We start from the raw sequence: 25,312 nt of genomic DNA on the forward strand, positions 1-25,312 counted from the left end.
CGAATCTTCCCGGCCGATCGAAGCGTTCATGCCTCGAGTCAGCAGCCTACTCATAGACTATTGCGTTGTAGTGAAAGTCACAGCACCAAGGACATGAATGTACACTTGTGCACTGAAATTATTATTCAAGCCCCTTTTAGGGCCTGTTCGGGTGCCTAAGACTGCCGCACTTTCGTCTTTCACGCCAGTCGCAGATCGTCGAAAGGCCTGCACTACTGCACCCAACGCTGCAGAATTTGCTGCAGATCAGTGCGTTTAAAGGGCTTGGCCAGGTAATCGTTCATTCCCGCGGACAAACAGGCTTCACGATCGCCCTGCAAGGCGTTGGCCGTCAGGGCGATGATCGGCACGTCAGCGCAGCCGGGCAGTTGGCGAATCTGTCGGGTGGCCTCGTAGCCGTCAATGACCGGCAGTCGGCAATCCATCAGAATCGCTTCGAAAATCAGGCTCTCGGCGCTGCGCACCGCTTGTGCGCCATCGGTGACGACGCTGACAGTAAAGCCCAGGCTGCGCAACATTGCTTCGACGACGGTGCGGTTGACCGGGTTGTCTTCCACCAGCAACACATTGCGACCTTCGCCGTGGCCATTGCCGGTATGTACTCGCGGCGCCAGCACCGGCAACGACTGCTTATACAGCGCCAAAGGAATTTCCAGGGTGAACACCGAGCCGACGCCTTCTTCGCTCTGAGCACGCAAGGTGCCGCCCATTCGTTCTGCCAGGGTGCGGGCAATCGGCAGCCCCAGCCCGGTGCCACCGTAACGTCTTGAAATAGAACTGTCGGCCTGCTGGAACGCGTTGAACATCAATTCCAGGCTTTCGGCCGGGATGCCGATCCCGCTGTCGCGCACGGTGCAGGTGAACCACAGCAATTCGTGATCCAGCGACTGCCACTGCGGTTCGATCGTGACGCGGCCCCGTTCGGTGAATTTCAGCGCATTGCCGACCAGGTTGACCAGTATCTGCCGGATCCGCGTCGGGTCGCCCTGAACCTGCAGGGCGCGCATGTCCTCGGGGATCTGCAGTTGCAGGTCAAGCCCGCGTTGCACTGCGCTGTGCTGGAACGACTGGGCGCAACTGGTGATCAGGTCCGCGAGGTTGAATGCAATGTGCTCCAGCTCCAGTTCCGAGCGTTCGATGCGCGAGAAGTCGAGAATGTCGTTGATCACTTTGAGCAGGTGTTCAGTCGATTCAGAAGCCAGCGCGGCGTACTCGATCTGTTCCTCGGTCATCGCGGTGGTTTCCAGCAGTTGCAGCATGCCCAGCACGCCATTCATCGGCGTGCGCAGCTCATGACTCATCATCGCCAGGAATTCGGATTTGGCGTTGTTGGCCTTTTCCGCTTCCTCGCGGGTCTGGATCAATTGCGCCATGGCCTGATGCTGTTCGCGGCTGGCTTGTTCAAGGCCCTGGGCAAGGTTGTTGATGTGTTGCGACAGGGCGCCCAGTTCGGTGTCATCGACAATCGGCAGGGGCGTTTTGTAGTCGCCTTTCTGGATCGCCTTGACCGCATTGCCGATGTCGTGGATCGGTTGCGACAGGCTGCTGGCCAGGCGCCGAGCCAGCAGAAAGGTAAACAGCAGGGCGAACAGGGCCAGGATCCCGGCCTTGAACAGGATTTCCTGTTGGCGCTGGTTGAAGGCGTCATTGGACAGACCGACGATCACCCGGCCCAGATAATCCTCTCCCGGCTTCGTGGGGGCGGTGCGGCTGTTCTGGAAGAAGTCATTGTTGAGCGCAATGCGTTGCAGCCGCACCGGAGCCTGGAACACTTCGACCTGGTGCGAGCGATTGTGGGTTTCCGACGGTTGTTCGACGTACACCAGAACCCGGTTGGTGCTGTCCTGAACCTCCAGAAAACGCACATTGGGCGTGGCCAGGGTGGCTTTGAGCAAACTCTCGAGCACGTCGTTATTACCCGAGATCACCCCGTATTCGGTGGCCGGCGCCAGTTGGTTGGCGATCAGTTGACCGGTGTGGTTGAGTTCCTGGCGCAGGTCCTGGATTCGCACGAAGGTGAAGAAACTGATCAGCAGCAACGTCAGCAGCAGCGCCGGGCCGAGGCTGATGATCTGGGTACGGGTATTGATGTCCCAACCGCTACGGAAGGTCATGGGCGGTGTTCTCCTTCGGCCAGCTGTGTTGCGACAGAGGCTTCATTCATCGGTTCAATGCTTAATGAACGAGCCACTTGCGGGTTGCTCAAGACCTTGAAGTGCTGCGGATAAAGGGTGCGCGGCCAAGTGCTGGAGGGGCGGTCGAGCAGTTCGTCGAGAATCTTCAGCCAATCGCGCTGGTCGCTGTAGGTGCTGGCGAGGCTGCCCGCCCTGACGAAGGCGGCATTGGGACCGATCAGCGGCAACTGCCGTGCGTAGCTGCTGAGCAGTAGGTTTTTCACGGTTTTGGGGTTGTACAGATCAGGATCATCCAGGCCCAGCAGCACATCGCTGTTTTTCAGTAGGGCCTGCAACGGGCGGCTGTCATTGGTGTTGTCCCAACGCTCGGTGACCACTTCAAGGCCCAGGGGCAGGGCAGCCTGATGCAGTTCCTTCAGCAGGAATTCGCTGTGGCTGTCGAATAGCACGCCGACACGTCGAGCCTCGGGCAGGACGAGTCGGGTCAGGCGCAATTGTCGATCCAGCGGCGGATCGCTCCAGAGCAGGCTCAGGTGCGGTGGCGAAACATCGCCAAAGCGTTGGTGGGCTTGCAGACGGCTGATGCGCAGCACCAGCGTTGCCGGGCCTTGGGCGTCTTGCAGGCGCCAGTCGAGGCTTTGCAAATCGAGCAGAATCAGGCGGGTGCCCGCGGGCAGTTGGCCGGGTGCCGGCAAGCTGGCGACCGGCTGGAAGCGCACGCTGTCGGTAGGGCGCAACTCGCTCAGGGCCTGGACGAAAGACTGCACGCCAGGGCTGTCGTCGGCGCCGGTCAGCAGAATGTCGGCGGCCCGGGCCGGCAGATTGCACAGCAGCCCGGCAAGCACCAGGCACAGCCCGGCCAGCAGGCGGCCAAGGGTTGGCGTCTTCCGTGGCAGGCAATACGGCATCTTAAAACTCCAGCTCCGCGCTGAAGTAGAGCACCCGACGCTCGTCGTAGTTGTTGTCGACGAAAGTGGTGGGCTGATTGTCGAGGCGTTGCTGGAGGATCCCGGCCAGCTCCAGATTGGCCTTGCCCAGGCCGATGCGTTTGGCGATGCGGGTGTCGACCCGTTCGAAGCGGTAACCGTTGAGGGCGTCGGCACCATAGTAGAAGAGCGCACTGTTCCAGCCCTGGCCCCAGTTGCGCAGCCAACCGGCGGAGCCGCTGTTGCGCGCCGTTTGTTGTGCATCCAGCGGGTTGCTCGCCTCGGCATCGACATAGGCGTACGTCAGGCGCAGACGATCGGTGCTGCTGACGCGCCAGTCCAGTTGGGTTTCCGTCCCTGAGAATCGTGAGCTGTTCGAGTTGCTGGCAATGTACTGATTGTTGCGCAGCGGTTCGCTGATCATGCCGTTGATTTCGTCGTAGAACAGCTTTACATCGACCGTCAGCCCCCAGTCTGTGAAGTAGCCGTTGTAGCCCAATTCCCGGGAGCGCATGCGTTCCTGTTCGAGGTCACCCGGGCCACGGGTCCTGACGAAATAGCGGACGCTGGTCTGGCCATAGGCACTGGGTTGCAGGTTGGTCACCTGGTAACTCCAGTTGACGCTGTTCTCGAACATGTCCGGCGAGCGGACGGCTTCTGAATACACCGCGCGCAAACCGTGACGCGGAGTGATCAGATAGTTGACCGCCACCCGCGGGGTCAGCGAACTGCCGGTCAATTGTGTGTCTTCGAACATCGCCCCGCCTTGCAGCAACCAGTGCTCGGTGGCGCGCCACTCGAGTTGGCCGAACGCCCGCCAGGTGGTGTCGTCGAGCGTGCCATTGAAGTAGGTCTCGGAATCGGCCCGGTCGTAACGATAGTTCATGCCGCTGACCAGCCGCAGCGTGTCGGACAGGCTGAGGGTGTCTTGCAGTTCGAGGTCGTAGCGCGACTCTCGGGCACTCTGGTCGATGTCGCCGCACAGCGTTTTGTTCGCGCCGTTTCGCCATTGCGCCAGAACCTGATTGGCCAAGTCTTGTTCTGCCGCTGTACCGGGGGGCGCGCCGGTGAAACGAGCGATGTTGCGCGCCAGACGTTCGGTGTAATTGGGATTGAGCTGCCAAAGTTGGGTCAGCTCCGGGCTGAACGAGATCTCGGCATCGCAGGCACGCCAAGTCTGCTGACGATCCCAGTGTTGCGCCGAGCCTTGAATATAAAGGCTGTGATCAGGGTTGATGTCCAGGTTCCAGCGCAGCGAGCCGGCGTAGTCCTTGGCGATGACGTCGGAATTGTTCCCAGCGGCGGTAATCCCTGAGAACACCGGGCGGTAGGTATAGGGCCGCTGGTTGGTCCCGTCCTTGGCGTTCAGTTGCCAGTCGATGCTCTGGTTTTCATTGAGTGTCTGGCTGACGGCCAGGCTGAAGCGGTTCAAGCGACGGCTGTCGCGGTAATCGGCGCCGGTGCGGTCCGAGTCGAAGCCATCGTCTTGTTGCCCGGACAACGACAGGCGCAAGTCGCCGCTGTCCCAGCCCATACCCTGGCTGGCGTAGAAATCGTTGATGCCGCGTTGGCCTCGGGTGATTTTCAGCCGCGTGCCGTGGCTGTCGGCCGGTTTGCGGGTGATGATATTGACCACCGCCATCAGCGCGTTGGCGCCGTAGCTGACGGTGTTCGGCCCACGGAAAACCTCGATGCGCTCGATGTCTTCCATGGCCACCGGAATATCACTCCAGTCCACCGTGGCCAGGCCCGCGCGGTACACCGAGCGGCCGTCGATCAGCACTTGCATGCGCCGCGCTTCGCTGGCGTTGGTGCCGTGGTAGTTCACCGCCGCCTGGTTGCCGCTGATATTGCCGACCATCATCCCCGGCACCAGCCGCAGCAACTCGCTGATATCCCGCGCGCCGCTGGCGTTGATCAGTTCGCTGTCGATCACCGTCATGCTGCCCGGCACGGCCGCCGGCGACTGCTTCAGGCGCGTCGCGGTGAGCACTTGCGGCAACGGATCGTTGTCCAGGAACAGGTCGTCGGCCAGCAATGGCGAGCTGAACATCAGCGCCAGCACCAGTGGCGAGCGAGGAGAGGGAGAGCCAAAAGACACGGCACGGCCTTGATAGCGATTAATTGGCGCGCATGTTAACCGAGCGCAATGACTTTTCCAGTCACGTTGTGGGCATTTTCCTCGGTTTTCTTGGTCTTCTTCCTACAAGTGCCGGTAATTGATGTCGGGGCTGGCCGCCACTGGGCCGCTCCGTATAATGCGGGCATCGCCACTGGTATGGATTAACGGATTGCATATGACTGAACAGCGCCCAATTGCGGTCCTGGGAGGCGGAAGTTTTGGTACCGCCGTGGCTAATCTGCTGGCCGAGAACGGGCATCAGGTGCGACTGTGGATGCGTGACCCCGAGCAGGCCGAGGCCATTCGGGTCAATCGCGAGAACCCGCGTTACCTCAAAGGCATCAAGATTCTTCCGGCGGTGGAGGCAGTCACAGACCTGCAAGCCACGCTGGAAGCCTGCGACCTGTGCTTCGTCGCGTTGCCCTCCAGCGCGCTGCGCTCGGTGCTGGCGCCTTACGCTCAGCTTTTGAGCGGCAAAATGCTGGTGAGCCTGACCAAAGGCATCGAAGCCCATACGTTCAAGCTGATGAGCCAGATTCTTGAAGACATCGCCCCGCAAGCGCGCATCGGCGTGCTGTCGGGACCGAACCTGGCCCGTGAAATCGCCGAACACGCGCTGACCGCCACGGTGGTCGCCAGCGAAGACGAAGACCTTTGCCAGCAGGTCCAGGCCGCGCTGCATGGCCGGACCTTTCGTGTATACGCCAGCGCCGACCGCTTTGGCGTGGAGCTGGGCGGGGCGCTGAAAAACGTTTACGCCATCATCGCCGGCATGGCAGTGGCGTTGGGCATGGGCGAAAACACCAAGAGCATGCTGATTACCCGGGCGCTGGCGGAAATGACCCGCTTCGCGGTCAGTCAGGGTGCCAACCCGATGACGTTCCTGGGGCTGGCGGGCGTCGGCGATTTGATCGTCACCTGCTCATCGCCGAAAAGCCGCAATTATCAGGTCGGGTTTGCCCTCGGCCAGGGCTTGAGCCTGGAGGACGCGGTGACGCGTCTGGGCGAAGTGGCCGAAGGCGTGAATACCCTTAAGGTGCTCAAGGCCAAGGCTCAGGAAGTAGGTGTATATATGCCGCTGGTCGCCGGATTGCACGCGATTCTGTTCGAAGGGCGCACGCTTGATCAGGTGATTGGGTTGTTGATGCGTGGCGAACCGAAAACCGACGTGGACTTTATTTCCCCCAGTGGTTTCTAAGCATTTAACCGATACGAGCAGGGAGCGAGACAGACATGAACGATCCGAAAGTAGAAGAAGGCAAGTACGAATCCATCCTGCTGCGGGTGCTGTGGATGATTGTCTATGTGCTGGTCTGGCAAGTGGCGCAATTGATCCTCGGCGCGGTGGTGCTGGTGCAGCTGATCTATCGTTTGATATATGGCGCACCGAGCGCCAGCCTGATGAATTTCGGCGACAGCCTGAGCCAGTTTCTGGCGCAGATCGGTCGTTTCGGCAGCTTTCACAGCGACCAGAAGCCCTGGCCGTTCGCCGACTGGCCAGCGCCGCGTACACCGGAAGGTGAAGCCCCGCACGTTGTGGCGCCGGCGCCGCATCCGGCCCGAGATGAGGAACCGAAACTATGAAACTCTGGGTATTGCGTCATGGTGAAGCCGAACCTCACGGTACTCGTCCGGACTCCGAGCGGGCCCTGACCGACAAGGGGCGCAAAGAGGTGAAGCGCATCGCGGCGAAATTGAAGGGCAAACACCTGACTGCCATTTATGCCAGCCCTTACCTGCGAGCACAGGAGACCGCAATGCTGGTGCGTAAGGAACTGGGTTTTGCACCGGAGATTCGCACCGTCGAATGGCTGACGCCCGACAATAATCCGCAAGCGGTGGCGGAGCAGTTGGTTTCCGTGGATCACGCGCTGCTGGTCAGCCACAACCCGCTGGTCGGTAACCTGCTGGGCTATTTGCAGCATGGTCACGTGCAAGACCCTGAGAGAGTCGGCACCGCCGGGCTGGCGGAGCTTGAGGGCGACGAACTGCTGGTTGGGGCGATGAAGCTCAACGGCATCAAAACCCCATAACCGGCTCCCACAGGACGCTGATTTTTGTGTGAAATAGTCAACCAAGCACTTGCTTGGTTGACTACGCTTGCTCCAGACCAGAAATATGGGAGCAAGTCGTATGTCTGCTGCTTTTCGTTTGCCACTGGACGTCTTCTACGAGCGCGAAGCCCGTCATCCGCGCCAGCGCTTTCTGGTCCAGCCGACAGGGGGCGGCCAGGTTGAGACGCTGACCTGGGCCGACGTCGGTCATCAGGCGCGTTGTGCCGCCCACTGGCTGCGGGCTCGCGAATTGCCGCAAGGCAGCCACATCGCATTGATCTCGAAAAACTGTGCCCACTGGATCATCGCCGACCTGGCGATCTGGATGGCCGGGCATGTCTCGGTGCCGCTGTACCCCAATCTCACCGCCGATTCCGTGGCCCAGGTGCTCGATCATTCTGAAGCTGCACTGGCGTTCATCGGCAAGCTGGATGACTGGCCGGGCATGTCCGTCGGGATTAGGCCTGGCCTGCCGACCATCAGCCTGCCGCTGTGCCCGGTGGGCACTTTCGATTTCAGCTGGGCCGACCTGCAACGCAGCTCACCGATTCAGGACGACCCCAAACCCGCCGCCGATCAACTGGCAACCATCATTTACACCTCTGGCACCACGGGCCAGCCCAAAGGCGTGATGCACAGTTTCGGCACGCTGGGATTTGCCACCACCCATGGCACCCGGTTGTTTGGCCTGAATGAGTCGGATCGCCTGCTGTCCTACCTGCCGCTGTGCCATGTCGCCGAGCGGATGTTCGTCGAGCTGGCAGCGATCTACACCGGGCAAACGGTGTTTTTCGCCGAGAGCCTCGACACCTTCCTCACCGATTTGCAGCGTGCCCGACCGACCGCGCTGTTCGGCGTGCCACGCATCTGGACCAAATTCCAGATGGGCGTGTACAGCAAGATCCCGGCAAAACGCCTCGACTTCCTGCTCGGCCTGCCTTTCATCGGCAAACGGGTAGGGCACAAAGTCCTCGCCGGGCTGGGGCTGGACGCTTTGCGCATCGCCTTGTCCGGCGCGGCGCCAGTGCCGCAGACCTTGTTGCATTGGTACCAAAAACTGGGGCTGGACGTGCTGGAGGTGTACGGCATGACCGAAAGCTGCGGTTACTCCCACATCGGCCTGCCCGGTCAAAACAACCCCGGCTGGATCGGCAAGCCATGCCCGGAGGTCGAAGTACGGGTTGAGCCATCAGGTGAAGTGCTGGTGCGCAGTGGCGCGACCATGCTCGGCTATTTCAAGGAGCCTTTGAAAACCGCCGAAACCCTCACCGAGGACGGCTTCCTGCGCACCGGTGACAAGGGCGAGGAAGACGCAGAGGGCAACCTGCGCCTGACCGGGCGCCTGAAGGAAATCTTCAAGACCAGCAAAGGCAAATACGTGGCCCCGGCGCCAATCGAGAGTCGTCTGGCGGTGCATTCGCGGATCGAACAAGTGTGCGTGGTCGGCGATGGTTTGAGCGCGCCACTGGGGTTGTGCGTGTTGTCGGCGGTCGGTCAGCAGGACGCCAGCGGGACGGCGAGGGCGGGTTTGCATTCAAGCCTGGAACAACTGCTGGAGGAGGTCAACGGCGTCCTCGACAGGCATGAACGCTTGCATCGGCTGGTGGTGGTCAAGGACAGTTGGGCGGTGGAAAACGGCTTCCTGACACCGACCCTGAAGATCAAGCGCAACATGATCGAAGCGGCTTACGGTGCGCGCTTCGAAGAATGGAGCGCGCGCAGCGAGGCGGTGCTGTGGCAGGATTGAGTCACGAACAACACCAACAAAGGAACGCAACGATGACTCTGTGGCGCACCACTCCCAACATCGAGCAGTTGAACGCTATCCAGAAAAACACCATCGGCGAAGTGCTGGATATTCGCTTCGAAGCCTTCGATGACGAGTCGCTGACCGCGAGCATGGTCATCGACCACCGTACGCACCAGCCTTATGGCTTGCTGCACGGCGGCGCTTCGGTGGTGCTGGCCGAAACCGTTGGCTCGATGGCCAGTTTCCTGTGCATCGACGCCAGCAAGTTTTATTGCGTGGGCCTGGAAATCAACGCCAACCATTTGCGCGGTCTGCGCAGCGGGCGGGTGACGGCGGTGGCCAAGGCGATTCACATCGGGCGCACCACCCATGTCTGGGATATTCGCTTGACCAGTGATGAGGGCAAGGCCAGTTGTGTGTCGCGGCTGACCATGGCGGTGGTGCCGTTGGGGGAGAAACCGCCGGCGCGATGAGTTTCGGCATGCTCTGTGTAGCAAGGCGAGGGGGCATTCTTGCTCCCCCGCCATAGCCCTGACCCGACTGTCATCATTCCTGTCAGTTACGGTCATTGCTGTGGGACGCCGTCTTACGGACAATCAACGTCTGTTTTTCGCACATGGATCCGCCGGTATGCCGCAACAGATATTTTTCGCCCACGCCAATGGCTTCCCTTCGGGGACCTACAGCAAGTTGTTCGCGGCGCTGGCGCCCGAGTACCAGGTGGCGCATCTGGAGCAGCACGCCCATGACCCGCGTTTTCCGGCGGACGACAACTGGAACAATCTGGTGGATGAGCTGATTCATCACCTCCAGCAGCAGCCGGAGCCGGTCTGGGGCGTCGGCCACTCTTTCGGCGGCGTGCTGCACCTGCACGCCGCGTTGCGTTGCCCTGAGTTGTATCGCGGTGTGGTCATGCTCGATTCACCAGTGCTGACCCGCACCGATCAATGGGTAATCCGTGCCGCCAAACGCTTCGGATTCATCGATCGCCTGACCCCGGCCGGTCGCACGTTGGGACGACGGGAAGAGTTCGCCGATCTGGAAGCGGCCCGCCTGTATTTCGCCGGTAAAACCCTGTTTCGTGGCTTCGACCCGGAATGCTTCGAAGCCTATCTTCAACATGGTTTGCAAAAGGTCGGCGACAAGCTGCGCCTGCGCTTCGACCCGGCCACGGAAATCAGCATCTACCGTGGCGTACCGCACACCAGCCCTGGCCGCGCGCGGCAGTTGAAAGTGCCGCTGGCAGTGGTTCGCGGGCACAAGAGCCGCGTGGTGATGCGCCATCACGCCCGCTCCGTCGGGCGCATGCCACTGGGCGAGTCCTTGACCGTACCCGGCGGCCACATGTTTCCCCTCGAACGTCCACACGACACGGCCACGCTGCTGAAGAACCTGTTCAGTCGCTGGGATGGTCGCCGCCAACAGGATTGCGCATGAGCAGCGTTGTTGAAGAAGTTCGCCTGAGCCTGCCGCATATCGAGTTGGCGGCGCACCTGTTCGGTCCCGAGGACGGTTTGCCGGTGATTGCCTTGCACGGCTGGCTGGACAACGCCAACAGCTTTGCCCGGTTGGCGCCGAAGCTCAACGGCTTGCGCATCATCGCGCTGGACATGGCCGGGCACGGTCACTCGGGGCATCGGCCGAACGGCGCCGGTTACGCGCTGTGGGACTACGCCCACGACGTGTTGCAAGTGGCCGAGCAGTTGGGATGGAAACGTTTTGCGCTGCTGGGGCATTCCCTGGGGGCAATTGTCTCGCTGGTGCTGGCTGGCTCGTTGCCGGAGCGGGTGACTCACCTGGCGTTGATCGACGGCATCATTCCTCCTACGGACAAAGGCGAAAACGCCGCCGAGCGCATGGGCATGGCCCTGCAAGCGCAGCTGGACCTGCGGGAAAAACGAAAACCGGTCTACAACACCCTCGACCGGGCCATCGAAGCGCGCATGAAAGGCTTGGTGGCGGTCAGTCGCGAAGCTGCTGAACTGCTGGCCCAGCGCGGCTTGATGCCGGTGCCGGGCGGTTATACCTGGCGCACCGACAGCCGCCTGACGCTGCCGTCGCCGCTGCGTCTGACCACTGAGCAGGCAATGGCTTTCGTCCAGCGCGTCAGTTGTCCTGCACACCTGGTGGTCGCGGCTGACGGCATGCTCGCCAAACATCCCGAGTTGCTGGAGCGTCTACCCTTTAGCCATGAACAGTTGCCTGGCGGCCATCACTTGCACCTCAATGACGAACCCGGTGCCGGTCTTGTCGCAGACTGTTTCAATCGGTTCTTCGCCGTTCCTTGACTTGCGTCGGGCAACTGTCGAGGCTGGGCGGGTTGAAATGGGAGACAACCATGATAGATCTGTACACAGCTGCGACCCCGAATGGCCACAAGGTCTCTATCGTGCTCGAGGAGCTCGGCCTGCCCTACACGGTGCATGCCTTGAGTTTCGACAAAAAGGAACAGAAGTCCGAGGAGTTCCTCAAGATCAACCCCAATGGCCGGATTCCGGCGATTGTCGACCGCGCCAATGGCGATTTCGCCGTGTTCGAGTCCGGCGCGATTCTGATTTACCTCGCCGAGATGACCGGCAAACTGCTGCCCCAGGATCCGAAAGGGCGCTCGGTGGTGTTGCAGTGGCTGATGTTTCAGATGGGCGGCATCGGCCCGATGCAGGGCCAGGCCAACGTGTTTTTCCGCTACTTCCCGGAAAAGCTCCAGGGCGCCATCGATCGCTATCAACATGAAACCCGACGCTTGTATGAAGTGCTCGACACGCGTCTGCAAGCCGTGGAGTTTCTGGCGGGCGAGTACAGCATTGCCGATATCGCGACCTTTCCGTGGGTCCGTGGTCATGACTGGTCCGGTGTCTCGGTGGACGGCTTGCCGGCCTTGCAGCGCTGGCTGGCCGCCCTCGAGGCGCGCCCTGCGGTGCAGCGCGGTTTGCGGGTGCCGGAGCGCATCGATGATGCCAGTGTCATCAAGGGTGCCCAGGCCATGTTGATCCGATGAGCCTGTCCATGCGTTCACTCACTCTGCTGGCGCTATGCAGTTTCAGTCCCTGGTTATTGGCTGCTGACATTCCTGGCAGTCAGGACCTGCCTATCGTGCCGCGCATGACCGATGCGCAGATCGTCGACTATCGCCCGACGGTGGAACTCGAGCGGATTTACCCGCTGGGTTCGATCCGCAAGATCAGCGGCCAATTGCGTTTCGACGGCCAGGTCACCGCTCGCGGTCAAACCACCTCGGTCACCTACGAATTGCCACCGGAGCATTCCTCCACCGATGCCTTCACCGCCGCCCGCGAAGCCTTGCAGAAGCAGGGCGCCGAGCTGTTGTTCTGGTGTCAGGCCCGGGATTGTGGGGAAAGCAGCCTGTGGGCCAATGAAGTCTTCGGTAACGCCAAGCTCTATGGCGCCGATAATCAGCAGGCTTATTTGCTGCTGCGTCTGGCGGCCCCTCAAGACAACACCCTGGTGGCGCTTTACAGCATCACTCGCGGTAATCGCAGGGCTTATCTGCACGTCGAACAGTTCGATGCTTCGGCGCCGTTGGGGGATTTGCTGCCGACATCCGCGACGTTGCTGCGCCAGCTCAAAAGCACCGGGAAACTCGATTTCCCCAAACTCGACGGCGACCCTGACGATACCTGGCTGCGTTTGATTTCCCGAGGCCTGAACCTGGACACCACACTGCGAGTCAGCATTTCCGGAGCCAGTGCCGAAGCCTGGCGCCAGGCGCTGATCGGCCAGGGCGTGCGCACGGCGCGGATGGAAACCGGCAGCGTCGAAGGCTCTGGCCTGCACTTCGAACTGTTGCGATAAGCTTCATTTGGCGAATGCGTTCTGCGCATTTGCCTACTCTTTACGGACTGACTTTTTTCGGGATCTTACATGGTCAATAACGATCGGCTGTTGGTGCAGATCCTGCTGCTGGTGCTGTTTGGCGCGAGTTTATGGGTAATGGCGCCGTTCTGGTCGGCACTGTTCTGGGGCGCGGTGCTGGCGTTTGCCAGTTGGCCGTTGATGCGTCTGTTGACTCGTTGGCTCAATGGTCGTGAATCCCTGGCGGCGCTGTTACTGACCCTCGGCTGGATGCTGCTGGTGGCGGTGCCGCTGGTGTGGCTGGGGTTCAACCTGGCGGATCACGTGCGAGATGCCACGGCGTTCATCAAGGATGTGCAGGTCGATGGTCTGCCCGAAGCGCCGGCCTGGGTTGGCAGTATTCCTTTGGTCGGCGAGCGGCTGGTAGGGATCTGGAACAGCATTGATCAGCAGGGTGCGGCGATGATGCTGGCGATCAAGCCCTATCTGGGTCAGGTCGGTAACTGGTTGCTGGCACGCAGTGCGCAGATTGGTGGCGGGATCCTCGAGTTGACGCTGAGTATCGTGTTTGTGTTCTTTTTCTACCGGGACGGGCCGCGTTTGGCGGTGTTTGTCCATGGGTTGCTGGAGCGGCTGATTGGCGACCGCGCCGGGTATTACATCGAACTGGTGGCGGGCACCGTGCAACGGGTGGTCAACGGGGTGATCGGTACAGCGGCGGCGCAGGCGGTGCTGGCGTTGATTGGCTTCCTGATTGCCGGCGTGCCTGGGGCGCTGGTACTGGGGATCGTGACTTTCTTGTTGAGCCTGATTCCGATGGGGCCGCCATTGGTGTGGATTCCGGCCACGGCGTGGCTGGCCTGGAAGGGTGAGTACGGAATGGCGGTGTTCCTCGGGATCTGGGGCATGTTCATTATCAGCGGGGTCGACAACGTGCTTAAGCCGTACCTGATCAGCCGGGGCGGGAATTTACCGTTGGTAATTGTGCTGCTTGGGGTGTTTGGCGGGTTGATTGCGTTCGGGTTTATCGGCCTGTTCATCGGCCCGACGTTGTTGGCAGTGGCTTACAGCCTGTTGACCGATTGGAGCAAGAGCCAGGCCCGGGTTGAAGATCGCCGGCCCTAAGTTTTTTGTTGGGTCTTAGGGCCGCGAAGTTTTTTGACTCAGGTCGCCACGTTCAGGTGTTTGCCCACGGTCGCCACGTTGTCGAGCGAATACTGCTTGCTCAGGTTGGCGATCATTTTGTTCAGGGCTTCGGTCACGTTGAACTGATGGGTGGAGCTGTCGGAGTTCTGCTCGCGGCCGGCTTGCAGGACGGCTTTCAGTTCATCGCTGCTGACGCCACCGCTGCTGTCGCTATCGAGTACTTTGAGCAACGCGGCGCTGGTGTCGGTGGCGGTCGATGAAGTGCTGTCGCTCGCCTGCAACGCGCTGCTCAGTTCCGTGGCCGTGACACTGCCATCGCTGTCGGTATCGAGTTGGCTGAACAGCTCTTCGCTGGACATCTGCTGAGGTGGCGGTGGCGGCGGGGTCAGGCTGGCGGCGAGTTCTTCCTGGCTGACGGTGCCGTCTTCATTCTTGTCCAGGGCCGAGAAAATTTCCGAACTGTCGGCCGTGCTGCCGGTGCTGGTCAGGCCATTGCTCAGCTCATCGCTGTTGATGGCGCCGTCGCCGTCTGTGTCCAGCGCGCTGATCAGCGCATCGGCCAGCTCGGTGTTCGGTGCCTGATCGTGCGGCGGTGGCGGCGGAGGGGCCATCGCGGCCATTTCTTCGCTGCTCAGGCTGCCGCTTTCGTCGCTGTCCAGGTCGCTGAAGTTCTTGCTCAGGCTGACCAGCAGACCATCGTCGGATTTCTGCGACAGGGCGCTCTTGAGCTCATCCTGATCCACCGCACCGTCGCTGTTGTTGTCGAGTTTGGCGAGCAGTTCTTTCTGGAATTGCTGGCTGCGGGCGCTGTTGGTGGCGGTACTGCTGGTGCTGGTATAGCTCGTGTAGCTGCTGACACTACCGATCATTGTGCTCACTCCTTGGAATGGGAAACCGGTGGGTGCACCGGTTCATGCAGCCTCAAGGGGCAAGTTGTCGTGGGTATGTGGGATTTGTACCGATGGGTACACACAGCTTATCGAGTTAGACCCCCGATCCTGTGGGGGCAGGCTTAGACGCGGGGCAGGCGGATGACGGCGGTCAGACCACCGCCGGGGGTTTCTTCCAGGCTCAACTGCCCGCCCAAACGCTCCGCGGCTTCCCGGGCGATGGTCATGCCCAGGCCGACGCCGCCGGAGTTGCGATTACGCGAACCTTCCAGGCGAAAGAACGGTTCAAACACCGCTTCACGTTTATCCGCCGCGATACCCGGGCCATGGTCAATGACTCGGATCACCAGTTGTTCGCAACTGTCCTCAAGCGTGATCAGCGCGTCCCCGGCATAACGCAAGGCGTTGTCCAGCAGGTTGTTGATGCACGAGCGCAAAGCCATCGGTTGAACCTGCAGCGGGGCGCAATGGCCGCGGGCCTGGACGTCGGCGCCCTGGTCCTGGGCGTTTTCGCTCAGGGACTCCACCAGCGCCTGCACGTCCATCCATTGTGGCGCCTCGCTGGTGCGCTGTTCGTGCAGGTAAGTGAGGGTGGAATCGAGCATGCCGATCATGTCGTCCAGGTCCTGACGCATCTGGCCTTGCAGCTTCTCATCGTCGATCTGTTCCAGCCGCAGCTTGAGCCGCGACAGCGGTGTGCGCAGGTCATGGGACACCGCGCCGAGCATGCGCGAACGTTGCTGCATTTGTTCAAGAATGCGTTTCTGCATCAGGTTGAAAGTGTGCGCCGCTTGCCGCGCTTCCCGTGGGCCGGACTCATCCAGCGGCGGACTGTCGAGATTTTCACTCAGGCGCTCAGCGGCGTCGCTCAGGCGCTGAATCGGGCGGGTCAATAGCTTGGCGCCGTACCAGGCGGCGATGATCAGCGAGACAAACTGAAAGGTCAGTGGCACCAGCGGCCCGCCGAACCATGGCCGCGGTGGTCGATTGCCGAAACGCGGGTCCATTGGTGGGGGAGGGCCCTCGAAGTGCTCGGAAAACCCCGGCGGCGGAGGGGGAGGAGGGGGCGGCCCGTAATGTTTGAACCATAAAAAAGCTAACAAGTGCGCCAGTACGATCGCCACCAACAGCACGCCGAACAGGCGGCCGAACAGCGTATCGAAGCGCGCACGCATCAGCTGATGTCTCGTGCGTCGAACAGATAACCCTCACCACGAACGGTCTTGATCAACTGCGGGGCTTTCGGGTCGTCGCCCAGTTTCTGGCGCAGACGCGACACCAATAGATCGATGCTGCGATCAAACGCTTCGATCGAGCGACCGCGCGCTGCGTCCAGCAGTTGTTCGCGGCTGAGCACCCGGCGCGGCCGTTCGATGAACACCCAAAGCAAACGGAATTCGGCGTTGGACAGCGGCACCACCAGGCCATCGGCGGCGATCAGCTGGCGCAACACGCTGTTCAATCGCCAGTTGTCGAAGCGAATATTCGCACGCTGTTCGGTGCGGTCGTCACGCACCCGACGCAGAATGGTCTGAATTCGGGCGACCAGTTCCCGTGGTTCGAACGGTTTGGCCATGTAGTCGTCGGCACCCAGTTCCAGGCCGATGATCCGGTCGGTGGGTTCGCAGCGGGCGGTGAGCATCAGAATCGGGATGTCCGATTCGGCGCGCAGCCAGCGGCACAGCGACAAACCATCTTCGCCCGGCAGCATCAGATCGAGCACCACCACATCGAAATGCTCGGCTTGCAGCGCCTGACGCATGGCGGCGCCATCAGAGACGCCGCTGGCGTGGATATTGAAACGGGCCAGGTAGTCGATCATCAGTTCGCGGATCGGAACGTCATCGTCGACGATCAGGGCGCGAATGCTCCAGCGTTTGTCATCGGCCGGCGCTTTTTGATCGTCGTTCAGAGGTGCTGGGGAGTTGTGCATGCGTGCGTTCATCTGCCAGGTAGGCTGCCAACCACAAAGATAGGCTGCGAGGTTGTGGCTTCAGCATAGGCGTCCGGCCGTGAGGCGGGAAGTGCTGTAGGACTTGTTGCGGCTGACGAGGGTAGCGTTGAAGGGTGTTGTGGGCGTGTCGTGTGTGTATCGGGGTCGACACAATTGCTGCAGCAGCTAGTCTTGCCTGAGCCGCGACGACGAATTACCGATCATCGGGTCCCGCAGCGGCGCTGGTTCCGCTACAATGCGCGCCGATTTCGACTTGCCTGAGAGCCCACTCATGTCCGCCTGCCAGACGCCTATCATCGTCGCCCTGGATTTCCCCACCCGTGACGCCGCACTGAAGCTGGCCGATCAACTGGACCCGAAACTGTGCCGGGTCAAAGTCGGTAAAGAACTGTTTACCAGTTGCGCTTCGGAAATCGTCGGCACCTTGCGCGACAAGGGCTTTGAAGTGTTCCTGGACCTCAAGTTCCACGACATTCCGAACACCACCGCCATGGCCGTCAAGGCGGCTGCGGAAATGGGCGTATGGATGGTCAATGTGCACTGCTCCGGCGGCCTGCGCATGATGGCCGCCTGCCGTGAAGTGCTCGATCAGCGCAGCGGCCCGAAACCGCTGTTGATCGGCGTGACCGTGCTGACCAGCATGGAGCGTGAGGATCTGGCGGGTATCGGCCTGGACATCGAGCCGCAGGAGCAGGTGCTGCGCCTGGCTGCGTTGGCGGAAAAGGCCGGGATGGACGGTCTGGTTTGCTCTGCCCAGGAAGCCCAGGCCTTGAAAGCCGCCCACCCGTCGTTGCAACTGGTGACGCCGGGGATTCGTCCGGCGGGCAGTGCCCTGGACGATCAGCGCCGCATCCTGACGCCGCGTCAGGCGCTGGATGCCGGTTCCGATTACCTGGTGATCGGCCGTCCGATCAGCCAGGCGGCGGATCCGGCCAAGGCGTTGGCGGCGGTCGTCGCAGAAATCGCTTAAGCGTCACGGACCCTGTGGGAGCGGGCTTGCCCGCTCCCACAGGGTTTTGTGCTCTTTTCAGATATTGGGTTAAACCTTCAACACCAACTTCCCGAAATTCTCGCCGCTGAACAACTTCATCAGCGTCTCCGGGAATGTTTCCAGTCCCTCGACGATGTCTTCCTTGCTCTTGAGCTGCCCCTTGGCCATCCAGCCGGCCATTTCCTGCCCGGCAGCGGCGAACTGCGCAGCGTAATCCATCACCACGAAGCCTTCCATCCGCGCGCGGTTGACCAGCAACGCCAGGTAGTTGGCCGGGCCTTTGACCGCTTCCTTGTTGTTGTACTGGCTGATGGCACCGCAAATCACCACCCGTGCCTTCATGTTCAGGCGGCTCAGCACGGCGTCGAGAATATCGCCGCCGACGTTATCGAAATACACGTCGACGCCTTTCGGGCATTCACGCTTGAGGCCGGCGATCACGTCTTCGTTCTTGTAATCGATGGCACCATCAAAACCCAGCTCATCGATCAGGAACTTGCACTTGTCCGCGCCGCCGGCGATGCCGACCACCCGGCAACCTTTGATCTTGGCGATTTGCCCGGCAATGCTGCCCACCGCGCCGGCCGCACCCGACAACACCACGGTGTCACCGGCTTTCGGCGCGCCGACATCGAGCAGGGCGAAGTAGGCGGTCATTCCGGTCATGCCCAGTGCGGATAAATAACGCGGCAGCGGCGCCAGTTTCGGATCGACCTTGTAGAAACCTCGCGGCTCGCCAAGGAAGTAATCCTGCACACCCAAGGCGCCGTTGACGTAGTCCCCGACAGCAAAGCCCGGATTGTTCGAGGCGATGACTTTGCCTACGCCCAGTGCGCGCATGACTTCGCCAATGCCGACCGGCGGGATGTAGGACTTGCCCTCGTTCATCCAGCCACGCATGGCCGGGTCCAGGGACAGGTATTCGTTTTTGACCAGGATCTGACCTGCCGCTGGCTCACCGACCGGTACTTCTTGATAGGTGAACGTCTCGCGGGTAGCTGGCCCCACGGGGCGTTTGGCGAGCAGGAACTGGCGATTGGTCTGGGTAGTCATGACAGGCACTCAAGGTGAATGAAGTCTTGTTGATAGACCTTCATTGACGATGCTGCAAGGTTGGCTGACACGGCGAATGCACATCGATCCAGTGCAGTGATAGTCAGGGCGGTGGTTCCATCACTGCCACTCATGGGCGCCCAACCGGCCTTCTGATAGTGCTGCCGTGTCACAGAGCACTGTGGCTAACTGAAAACACGTGACTCCCCACATTCTTCTCTTCGAGGACATAACAATGAGCATGACGTTTTCCGGCCAGGTCGCCGTTGTGACGGGCGCGGCCAATGGGATTGGCCGCGCAACCGCTTTGGCGTTCGCCGCCGAAGGGTTGAAAGTGGTGGTGGCCGATCTGGACGTGGCCGGTGGTGAAGGCACTGTGGCGCTGATTCGCGCTGCCGGCGGTGAAGCGACCTTCGTGCGCTGCAATGTCACTGTGGAAAGCGATGTAAAAAATCTGATGGACGAGGTAGTGAATGCCTACGGCCGTCTCGACTATGCCTTCAACAATGCCGGCATCGAAATCGAGAAAGGCAAACTGGCCGAGGGCACGCTCGATGAGTTCGACGCGATCATGGGCGTCAACGTCAAAGGCGTCTGGCTGTGCATGAAGTACCAGTTGCCATTGCTGCTGGCCCAGGGTGGCGGCGCGATCGTCAATACCGCTTCGGTCGCCGGCCTGGGGGCTGCGCCGAAGATGAGCATCTACGCCGCCTCGAAACATGCGGTGATCGGCCTGACCAAATCGGCGGCCATCGAATACGCGAAGAAAAAGATCCGCGTGAATGCGGTGTGCCCGGCGGTGATCGACACCGACATGTTCCGTCGTGCCTATGAAGCGGACCCGAAGAAGGGCGAGTTCGCCAATGCCATGCACCCGGTCGGACGTATCGGCAAGGTCGAGGAGATTGCCAGCGCGGTGCTGTACCTGTGCAGCGACGGCGCGGCGTTCACCACCGGTCATTCGCTGGCGGTGGATGGTGGGGTTACGGCGTTTTAACTCTTTCCAGGCCGCGATGGTTTGGAATCTGTGGATGTTGTGGGAGCGGGCTTGTGTGGCGAGGGGCTTGCCCCCGTTGGGTCGCGAAGCGGCCCCCGGCGCCCGTCCAGACGGACCGAGTTGTCTGGATTTACGACTGCTTCGCAGCCGAACGGGGGCAAGCCCCCTCGCCACACAAGCCCGCTCCAGGTTTTTATCATTCGGCGCCAGGTTCCGTGAAAGCACCGGGCATTGTGTTTCAAATGGTTAGAATCGACGGTTTTGGCGGTTTTGTCGCACATCTTGTCGAGCGCTCCTGTGATTAACTGTTTTCCGCAAAACAGACAGGAGTTTGCTTGCTCATGGAGTTGAGAATCGATCGACAGGCATTGGTGCCGGTCGTGCAGCAAATCGTCGACGCGATGACCGAATGGCTCCATCGTGGCGAGGTGTCGCCGGGGACGCGTTTGCCTTCCGTGCGGCAAATCGCGCGGATCAATCTGCTCAGCCAATCCAGTGTTGTCGAGGCCTGTGAACGGTTAGTGGCTCAAGGTGTGCTGGCGACGCGTAGCGGGGCGGGTTTCTTTGTCGCGGCAACGAAGCTTGCCGCTCACGGGCAACGGGATTTTTCCTGGTTCGAGGGGGTTGAGCAGCAGAATGGCGTCGCGGGCGATCTGAAGCTGGGTTGCGGTGGATTACCCGAAAGCTGGCGTGAGACTGACGACCTGAGCTATGCCATACGCCAAGTCAGCCGCACCGACATGGCCGGTTTGTTCAACTACAGCACACCGCTGGGCCTGCTTGCCCTGCGCCAACAGATCCTCAAACGACTGAAACAGCTGGATATCGCGGTGGATGAAAGTCGAATCCTCACCACGGCGGGTGCCAGTCATGGGCTCGACCTGATCGTGCGCACGTTGTTCGAACCGGGCGATTGCGTGGTGGTGGAGAACCCCGGTTATTCGATGCTGTTCGATTTGCTCAGGCTGCACGGGGTCAGCATGATCGAAGTCCCACGAACGCCTCACGGACCCGACACCGAAGCACTCCAGACACTGTTGCTGCAATACAAACCCCGTGGCTTGTTCATCAACAGCTTTTATCACAACCCCACCGGCAGCAGTTTGACCTTGGACGTGGCTCGGCAGGTTCTGCAGCTGGCCAGAAACCATGGCGTACTGGTGATCGAAGACGACGTCTATGCGGATTTGTACCGCGGTCCCGGGACGCGTCTTGCGGCACTGGGTATCGATGACAACGTGATCTACGTCAGCAGCTACTCCAAAACCCTCAGTAGTTCGTTGCGGGTCGGCTTTGTCGTGGCGGGTGCCGACGTCATTGCGCGACTGGCCGAGGTCAAGATGATCAGCAGCATGGGCGCTTCACGGTTTTGCGAATCGGTGCTGGCTTCTTTATTGGCCAGTGGTGCCTATCGCAAATTGGTGCAGCGTCAGCGCCAGCGTTTGAGCACCGACAGGGACGCGGCCTTGCAGGTGCTCGAGGACGCGGAATGGGAGGTTTTCGGCAAACCTGCAGGTGGCCTGTTCATCTGGGCGCGATCGCGCAAGTCCGACGCCGTTCAGGTGCGGATTCAGGCGCGACGCTTCGGCATCCTGCTGTCATGCGCAACGGCATTCAGCCCCTCCGGCCAGGCCCATGACTGGCAGCGCATCAACGTTGCCTATGCCTGTGATCCCCGCGCGCGGGCATTTTTTCAGGCTACCGCTCGGGATCGACCTCAAGCGTTCTGAAAACGACGCTGACGTAGCTTTTGGCCATTATTCCGACGCCAGAGACTTGTGTTGGCACAAGCCCGTTGCGAATCTGCATCAACAGATAATGGCAGGGGACTAAGCGCAATGATTTCGGCCGTGCAAGGACGTTTTGCCAACCTCGGTATGGCGAAAAAACTGGGTGTCGGGTTTGTACTGGTGCTGCTGTTGACAGCCCTGGTGGCGGCCATCGGCGTATGGTCCCTGCAAACCATCAGTCATCGCTTCGATGGGCTCAAGCAGATGTCGTCGCTCAACAGCGGTTTGCTCAAGGTGCGTCTGCTTGAGCAGGAGTACGCCTTGCGCGGCGACCCGAAAACCGTGGACGCCTTGCACGCGGGGGTAGACGCGTTGATCGCGCTGGCGACCGAGCTCAAGGCTCAGTCCGCAGCCAACGTGCCGGTCATGAATGACGTCGAACAGTCTCTGGGGGCTTATCGCAAGGCCTTTGACGAGTTCGTCTCGCTGAGTCAGGCCAAGGGCCTGGCGCTGGAAATGGCCAGTTGGTCGGTGTCCAGCGTGGCCAATAACCTGGATGTGCTGCAGTCCGGACTTAGCGATGATGGCGCCTATGCCTTGAAGGAGTCCGAGGGCAAGGACGGTGCGCAATTCATCGAGCAGGCGAATCAGGTCAGCCAGGTTTCGCGGCTGATGTTGCAGGCCATGAACGAAGCGCACGTACGCCTGGATCAGAGCCGCAAGGGCGACGACAGTGCCGGGCAGGGCAAGATCGAACAAGCCGACCAAGCGCTGGCCCAGGCCGAACAGTTGAAAGCTACCGTAAAGGATGAGGGTTACCAGACGGTCCTCAATGAAGTGTCCGGTCATATCGGCAGTTTCACTGAAAAACTCGCCGAGTACACCGGCCTGTTGGCGCAGGAAAAGACTGTCTCCGAGCAACTCCACCAGCGCGCCGCGCAAGTGGTGGAACGGGTGGACCAGGCTTACGTTGCCGAAGACCGGTCGATGCAGGCAGAGCTGAAAAAGAACTCGCTGTTGATCATCGGTTCCTCGGCGCTGGCCTTGCTGGTCGGGCTGATTGCCGCGTGGGTGATTACCCGGTTGATCGTCGCACCGTTGCGCAGCGTGATCCGTGTTGCCCAGCAGATCGCCGCGGGCGATTTGAGCGCGACAATTGAGGTGACCCGCCGTGACGAGATAGGCCAGTTGATGCAAGCCATGCAGCAAATGGGTGCCGGGCTCAGCAGCATTGTCAGTGGTTTGCAGGCCGGTATCGAACAACTGGCTAGCTCTGCTCAATCGCTGTCGGCGGTGACCGAGCAGACCAACCTTGAAGTCAGCAGCCAGAAAGAAGAAACCGAGCAGGTCGCCACCGCGATGAACCAGATGACCGCCACGGTGCACGACGTCGCACGTAACGCGGAGGAAGCCGCCCAGGCGGCGCAGACTGCCGACGACAAGGTCGAAAGCGGTCAGCAGGTGGTGCGTCAGAGCATGGCACGGATCGAGCAACTGGCGGACTCCGCCACCTCGGCCAGCTCCAGCATCGAAAGCCTCAGTGCAGAAATCCAGAACATCGGCACAGTGCTCAGCGTGATCAAAAGCGTTGCCGAGCAGACCAACCTGTTGGCGCTCAATGCGGCCATCGAGGCGGCGCGCGCCGGCGAGCAGGGCAGGGGCTTTGCGGTGGTGGCCGATGAGGTTCGGGCGCTGGCCAGGCGAACCCAGCAATCGACCGAGGAAATCGAACGTCTGGTCAGTGCCTTGCGCTCGGCGGCGCAGTCGTCGGTGCAGCAGATTCAGAGCAGTGGCGAGTTGGTGAAACTGGCGGTGAGCGATGCGTTGCAGACCGAAAGTGCATTGGGGAGTATTGCGGCGGCGGTGTCGCTGATTCAGCAGATGAACCAGCAGATTGCAGCGGCTGCGGAGGAGCAGAGCTCGGTGGCCGAGGAGATCAATCGCAGTGTCACGAGCATTCGCGCCAGTGCGGATCAGTCTTCATTGGCGATGCAGGGCAATGCGGCGTCGAGTATTGAACTGGCGCAGTTGGGGAGTGAGTTGAGGGGGATGGTGGGGCATTTCAAGCTGTAGCAGCTGCCGAAGGCCCGGGCTGTGTCCGGATGATCTATTGACTCTGGCGGGCATCAATCCCAACGCAAAAAAAAAAGCCACCTGACCCGGTGGCTTTTCAGCATTTGCATGATCAGTCGTAGATCACTTTCTTCTTCCAGTCGGCATCCGCCTCGACGTCTTTGAGCCCTTCAGTCAGTTGGTTCACTTCGCCTTCAACTGGGGCGATCTTGTCCATGACCTGGTCGTTGGCGCGGGCCAGGAGTTTTTCCAGGTACTCGAGTTGTTCGCTGTAGACCTGGGGCTCCGGCTGTTTGCGCAGGTATTGCACGCCGCGTTCGAAGGCCAGTCGGGCCTGACCTGGCTGGTTCTGTTGCAGGGAATGCTGACCAAGGTTGTTGAAGAATTCGATGTGCAGCAGGACCAGGATGTGGCGGACCTCGCGGATCCAGTGCTTGGCTTCGTTGGTCGGCAGGTAGCCGTCCTGTGCGGCACGGGTGATCTGGCCATGCAGGGCTTCGAGCAGGAAGCGCACGTCTTTGGCCTTGGCTTCGGTCTGGATCGGTGCCGGCGGGTTGTTGACCGGGATCGATTCGCCTTGGGCAACCAAGGCACTCAGCTCGGTAATCCGTGGCTTGAGCGTGGGGCTGGTTTTTTCCAGGTTGAGCAAGCGCTGGCAGACGTTCAGTTCCAGACGGGTCAACAGCAGCTTGAGTGCGGGTGTCATGAACTGACCGGGAAAGGTCTCGGTGATTTCGCCGCAGCGACGCAGGCGGTCGTTGAGTTCAACCTTGGTGCGGGCTTTTTCCAGCTTATTGTTTTCCACCACATGGTTCATGTAGCCAATGGCGATCAATAGTGCGATCCCGGCTACGACTAGCAGGGTGATCATGAGTGGTGTCACCGGTAAGACCTCTTTATGGGGTTCGCGTTCGAGTCGAGTGTAGTTGGCTTGGCATATGGGCGCATAGGGCTGCTCGACGAGTGAATCGGCTATAGCTCTTCTTATATCGGCCGCAATGCCGCTTCTATAAGTAAATAGCGTGCGAGGTGCACATTGCCATCATCTCGGCATGGACTATAACGTCTTGGTGGATGCCAGAATATAGGCGCCAAAGGTCAGGCGACACAAAAGCCTGAATCGCTGCCAAAAGCAGGGCGAAGTCATTGATTTAAATAAATTTATATCTGGGGGTTGACGACCCCTCAATCCATCCATAGAATGCGCGCCACTTACAGCGTAAAGCACACAGCGAAACGCGGTAGGGAGTGAATGTTGTACGTGTGTCCCCTTCGTCTAGTGGCCTAGGACACCGCCCTTTCACGGCGGTAACAGGGGTTCGAGTCCCCTAGGGGACGCCAATGCGGGAATAGCTCAGTTGGTAGAGCACGACCTTGCCAAGGTCGGGGTCGCGAGTTCGAGTCTCGTTTCCCGCTCCAATTTTAAACAGCGTTGCTTTCGGGCAAGGCTGAGTGAAACCAGAACCAAGTCTTCGGATGCGGGTCTGGGCACCGAAACACACACCATGTGTTCCGGGCAGCGTGTCCCCTTCGTCTAGTGGCCTAGGACACCGCCCTTTCACGGCGGTAACAGGGGTTCGAGTCCCCTAGGGGACGCCATTTGCGGGAATAGCTCAGTTGGTAGAGCACGACCTTGCCAAGGTCGGGGTCGCGAGTTCGAGTCTCGTTTCCCGCTCCA

General features: G+C 60.6%; 22 protein-coding genes, 4 tRNA genes and 1 pseudogene. 19 read left to right on the top strand and 8 right to left on the bottom strand.

What is annotated here, in order from left to right:
• Positions 1–212 precede the first annotated feature (212 nt).
• The 3 genes from AC1RL4_RS27240 to AC1RL4_RS27250 are packed head-to-tail and all read right to left on the bottom strand — an operon-like array spanning position 213 to position 5,162.
• Complete coding sequence (locus AC1RL4_RS27240) at positions 213–2,114, bottom strand: ATP-binding protein (RefSeq protein ID WP_096480911.1); 1,902 nt, start codon at positions 2,112–2,114, stop codon at positions 213–215.
• Entirely contained in the window at positions 2,111–3,043 is a 933-nt protein-coding gene (locus AC1RL4_RS27245) for an ABC transporter substrate-binding protein (RefSeq protein WP_019650388.1), read from the bottom strand. Before AC1RL4_RS27245 ends, AC1RL4_RS27240 begins: the two co-directional genes overlap by 4 nt.
• Before the next feature lies 1 nt (position 3,044).
• Positions 3,045–5,162, bottom strand: a complete 2,118-nt coding sequence (locus AC1RL4_RS27250; protein ID WP_230174676.1) for a TonB-dependent receptor plug domain-containing protein — start codon at positions 5,160–5,162, stop codon at positions 3,045–3,047.
• 196 nt (positions 5,163–5,358) lie between these two features.
• On the opposite strand from AC1RL4_RS27250, the gene AC1RL4_RS27255 reads away from it, so the two are divergent.
• From AC1RL4_RS27255 to AC1RL4_RS27300, 10 genes are all read left to right on the top strand, one after another.
• Positions 5,359–6,381 carry an NAD(P)H-dependent glycerol-3-phosphate dehydrogenase gene (locus tag AC1RL4_RS27255; protein ID WP_018926281.1) on the top strand — a complete coding sequence of 341 codons (1,023 nt, stop codon included), beginning with the start codon at positions 5,359–5,361 and terminating at the stop codon, positions 6,379–6,381.
• Between the two features lie 35 nt (positions 6,382–6,416).
• Positions 6,417–6,767, top strand: a complete 351-nt coding sequence (locus AC1RL4_RS27260) for a DUF4389 domain-containing protein (RefSeq protein ID WP_018926280.1) — start codon at positions 6,417–6,419, stop codon at positions 6,765–6,767.
• Positions 6,764–7,216: a phosphohistidine phosphatase SixA gene (sixA, locus tag AC1RL4_RS27265; protein ID WP_018926279.1), complete on the top strand. Its 453-nt coding sequence runs from the start codon at positions 6,764–6,766 to the stop codon at positions 7,214–7,216. Before AC1RL4_RS27260 ends, sixA begins: the two co-directional genes overlap by 4 nt.
• Before the next feature lie 100 nt (positions 7,217–7,316).
• The gene (locus AC1RL4_RS27270; protein WP_230174674.1) at positions 7,317–8,984 is read left to right on the top strand and encodes an AMP-binding protein; all 1,668 of its coding nucleotides are present in this window, start codon (positions 7,317–7,319) and stop codon (positions 8,982–8,984) included.
• Positions 8,985–9,016: 32 nt separating this feature from the next.
• Complete coding sequence (locus AC1RL4_RS27275) at positions 9,017–9,460, top strand: hotdog fold thioesterase (protein WP_019581216.1); 444 nt, start codon at positions 9,017–9,019, stop codon at positions 9,458–9,460.
• Positions 9,461–9,617: 157 nt separating this feature from the next.
• A complete protein-coding gene (locus tag AC1RL4_RS27280; protein WP_204124516.1) occupies positions 9,618–10,424 on the top strand; it encodes an alpha/beta fold hydrolase in 807 nt (268 codons plus the stop codon).
• Positions 10,421–11,275 (top strand): alpha/beta hydrolase, encoded by an 855-nt coding sequence (locus AC1RL4_RS27285; RefSeq protein WP_018926275.1) that lies wholly within the window; start codon positions 10,421–10,423, stop codon positions 11,273–11,275. The genes AC1RL4_RS27280 and AC1RL4_RS27285 overlap by 4 nt, the downstream gene beginning before the upstream one ends.
• A gap of 50 nt (positions 11,276–11,325) precedes the next feature.
• Positions 11,326–11,985, top strand: coding sequence for a glutathione S-transferase family protein (locus AC1RL4_RS27290; protein WP_028938915.1), 660 nt, complete (start codon positions 11,326–11,328; stop codon positions 11,983–11,985).
• Positions 11,986–11,993: 8 nt separating this feature from the next.
• On the top strand, positions 11,994–12,800 hold the full coding sequence (locus AC1RL4_RS27295; RefSeq protein ID WP_019650391.1) for a DUF4892 domain-containing protein: 807 nt from the start codon (positions 11,994–11,996) through the stop codon (positions 12,798–12,800).
• Positions 12,801–12,869: 69 nt separating this feature from the next.
• Positions 12,870–13,925 (top strand): AI-2E family transporter, encoded by a 1,056-nt coding sequence (locus AC1RL4_RS27300; RefSeq protein WP_019581211.1) that lies wholly within the window; start codon positions 12,870–12,872, stop codon positions 13,923–13,925.
• A 38-nt stretch (positions 13,926–13,963) separates the two neighbouring features.
• On the opposite strand, the gene xopAW is transcribed toward AC1RL4_RS27300, so the two are convergent.
• The 3 genes from xopAW to AC1RL4_RS27315 all read right to left on the bottom strand — a co-directional run bounded on the left by xopAW (position 13,964) and on the right by AC1RL4_RS27315 (position 16,769).
• Entirely contained in the window at positions 13,964–14,815 is an 852-nt protein-coding gene (gene xopAW, locus AC1RL4_RS27305; protein ID WP_019581210.1) for a XopAW family type III secretion system calcium-binding effector, read from the bottom strand.
• 143 nt (positions 14,816–14,958) lie between these two features.
• Entirely contained in the window at positions 14,959–16,011 is a 1,053-nt protein-coding gene (locus AC1RL4_RS27310) for a sensor histidine kinase (protein WP_096480903.1), read from the bottom strand.
• Entirely contained in the window at positions 16,011–16,769 is a 759-nt protein-coding gene (locus AC1RL4_RS27315; RefSeq protein WP_019581208.1) for a response regulator, read from the bottom strand. Before AC1RL4_RS27315 ends, AC1RL4_RS27310 begins: the two co-directional genes overlap by 1 nt.
• Positions 16,770–17,061: 292 nt before the next feature.
• On the opposite strand from AC1RL4_RS27315, the gene pyrF reads away from it, so the two are divergent.
• Positions 17,062–17,760, top strand: coding sequence for an orotidine-5'-phosphate decarboxylase (gene pyrF, locus AC1RL4_RS27320; RefSeq protein ID WP_167331181.1), 699 nt, complete (start codon positions 17,062–17,064; stop codon positions 17,758–17,760).
• A gap of 69 nt (positions 17,761–17,829) precedes the next feature.
• On the opposite strand, the gene AC1RL4_RS27325 is transcribed toward pyrF, so the two are convergent.
• A complete protein-coding gene (locus AC1RL4_RS27325) occupies positions 17,830–18,834 on the bottom strand; it encodes an NADP-dependent oxidoreductase (RefSeq protein ID WP_018926267.1) in 1,005 nt (334 codons plus the stop codon).
• A gap of 235 nt (positions 18,835–19,069) precedes the next feature.
• Between AC1RL4_RS27325 and AC1RL4_RS27330 the strand changes: the two genes are divergently transcribed.
• The 4 genes and pseudogenes from AC1RL4_RS27330 to AC1RL4_RS27345 all read left to right on the top strand — a co-directional run bounded on the left by AC1RL4_RS27330 (position 19,070) and on the right by AC1RL4_RS27345 (position 23,634).
• Positions 19,070–19,831: an SDR family oxidoreductase gene (locus tag AC1RL4_RS27330; protein WP_018926266.1), complete on the top strand. Its 762-nt coding sequence runs from the start codon at positions 19,070–19,072 to the stop codon at positions 19,829–19,831.
• A gap of 341 nt (positions 19,832–20,172) precedes the next feature.
• A complete protein-coding gene (locus AC1RL4_RS27335; RefSeq protein ID WP_489078925.1) occupies positions 20,173–21,561 on the top strand; it encodes an aminotransferase-like domain-containing protein in 1,389 nt (462 codons plus the stop codon).
• Between the two features lie 147 nt (positions 21,562–21,708).
• Positions 21,709–22,773, top strand: a pseudogene (locus tag AC1RL4_RS27340) (HAMP domain-containing protein); the annotation flags it as partial.
• A complete protein-coding gene (locus tag AC1RL4_RS27345; RefSeq protein WP_371929213.1) occupies positions 22,771–23,634 on the top strand; it encodes a methyl-accepting chemotaxis protein in 864 nt (287 codons plus the stop codon). The pseudogene AC1RL4_RS27340 and the gene AC1RL4_RS27345, both read left to right, overlap by 3 nt.
• Before the next feature lie 112 nt (positions 23,635–23,746).
• On the opposite strand, the gene AC1RL4_RS27350 is transcribed toward AC1RL4_RS27345, so the two are convergent.
• Positions 23,747–24,505 carry a hypothetical protein gene (locus AC1RL4_RS27350; RefSeq protein ID WP_064616541.1) on the bottom strand — a complete coding sequence of 253 codons (759 nt, stop codon included), beginning with the start codon at positions 24,503–24,505 and terminating at the stop codon, positions 23,747–23,749.
• A 394-nt stretch (positions 24,506–24,899) separates the two neighbouring features.
• Between AC1RL4_RS27350 and AC1RL4_RS27355 the strand changes: the two genes are divergently transcribed.
• From AC1RL4_RS27355 to AC1RL4_RS27370, 4 genes are all read left to right on the top strand, one after another.
• Positions 24,900–24,975: transfer RNA gene (locus AC1RL4_RS27355), tRNA-Glu, on the top strand.
• A 2-nt stretch (positions 24,976–24,977) separates the two neighbouring features.
• Positions 24,978–25,053: transfer RNA gene (locus AC1RL4_RS27360), tRNA-Gly, on the top strand.
• A 104-nt stretch (positions 25,054–25,157) separates the two neighbouring features.
• A tRNA-Glu gene (locus AC1RL4_RS27365) sits at positions 25,158–25,233 on the top strand.
• A 3-nt stretch (positions 25,234–25,236) separates the two neighbouring features.
• Positions 25,237–25,312, top strand: a tRNA-Gly gene (locus AC1RL4_RS27370).

It is taken from the genome of Pseudomonas sp. GW822-FHT07A10 (genome assembly GCF_058798795.1).

Excerpts from the sequence above, each read along its gene's own strand:
- AC1RL4_RS27240 (WP_096480911.1), bottom strand. The coding sequence starts at position 2,114 with ATGACCTTCCGTAGCGGTTGGGACATCAATACCCGTACCCAGATCATC.
- AC1RL4_RS27245 (WP_019650388.1), bottom strand. The coding sequence starts at position 3,043 with ATGCCGTATTGCCTGCCACGGAAGACGCCAACCCTTGGCCGCCTGCTG.
- AC1RL4_RS27255 (WP_018926281.1), top strand. The coding sequence starts at position 5,359 with ATGACTGAACAGCGCCCAATTGCGGTCCTGGGAGGCGGAAGTTTTGGT.
- AC1RL4_RS27260 (WP_018926280.1), top strand. The coding sequence starts at position 6,417 with ATGAACGATCCGAAAGTAGAAGAAGGCAAGTACGAATCCATCCTGCTG.
- sixA (WP_018926279.1), top strand. The coding sequence starts at position 6,764 with ATGAAACTCTGGGTATTGCGTCATGGTGAAGCCGAACCTCACGGTACT.
- AC1RL4_RS27270 (WP_230174674.1), top strand. The coding sequence starts at position 7,317 with ATGTCTGCTGCTTTTCGTTTGCCACTGGACGTCTTCTACGAGCGCGAA.
- AC1RL4_RS27275 (WP_019581216.1), top strand. The coding sequence starts at position 9,017 with ATGACTCTGTGGCGCACCACTCCCAACATCGAGCAGTTGAACGCTATC.
- AC1RL4_RS27280 (WP_204124516.1), top strand. The coding sequence starts at position 9,618 with ATGCCGCAACAGATATTTTTCGCCCACGCCAATGGCTTCCCTTCGGGG.
- AC1RL4_RS27285 (WP_018926275.1), top strand. The coding sequence starts at position 10,421 with ATGAGCAGCGTTGTTGAAGAAGTTCGCCTGAGCCTGCCGCATATCGAG.
- AC1RL4_RS27290 (WP_028938915.1), top strand. The coding sequence starts at position 11,326 with ATGATAGATCTGTACACAGCTGCGACCCCGAATGGCCACAAGGTCTCT.
- AC1RL4_RS27295 (WP_019650391.1), top strand. The coding sequence starts at position 11,994 with ATGCGTTCACTCACTCTGCTGGCGCTATGCAGTTTCAGTCCCTGGTTA.
- AC1RL4_RS27300 (WP_019581211.1), top strand. The coding sequence starts at position 12,870 with ATGGTCAATAACGATCGGCTGTTGGTGCAGATCCTGCTGCTGGTGCTG.
- xopAW (WP_019581210.1), bottom strand. The coding sequence starts at position 14,815 with ATGATCGGTAGTGTCAGCAGCTACACGAGCTATACCAGCACCAGCAGT.
- AC1RL4_RS27310 (WP_096480903.1), bottom strand. The coding sequence starts at position 16,011 with ATGCGTGCGCGCTTCGATACGCTGTTCGGCCGCCTGTTCGGCGTGCTG.
- AC1RL4_RS27315 (WP_019581208.1), bottom strand. The coding sequence starts at position 16,769 with ATGCACAACTCCCCAGCACCTCTGAACGACGATCAAAAAGCGCCGGCC.
- pyrF (WP_167331181.1), top strand. The coding sequence starts at position 17,062 with ATGTCCGCCTGCCAGACGCCTATCATCGTCGCCCTGGATTTCCCCACC.
- AC1RL4_RS27325 (WP_018926267.1), bottom strand. The coding sequence starts at position 18,834 with ATGACTACCCAGACCAATCGCCAGTTCCTGCTCGCCAAACGCCCCGTG.
- AC1RL4_RS27330 (WP_018926266.1), top strand. The coding sequence starts at position 19,070 with ATGAGCATGACGTTTTCCGGCCAGGTCGCCGTTGTGACGGGCGCGGCC.
- AC1RL4_RS27335 (WP_489078925.1), top strand. The coding sequence starts at position 20,173 with ATGGAGTTGAGAATCGATCGACAGGCATTGGTGCCGGTCGTGCAGCAA.
- AC1RL4_RS27345 (WP_371929213.1), top strand. The coding sequence starts at position 22,771 with ATGGGTGCCGGGCTCAGCAGCATTGTCAGTGGTTTGCAGGCCGGTATC.
- AC1RL4_RS27350 (WP_064616541.1), bottom strand. The coding sequence starts at position 24,505 with ATGATCACCCTGCTAGTCGTAGCCGGGATCGCACTATTGATCGCCATT.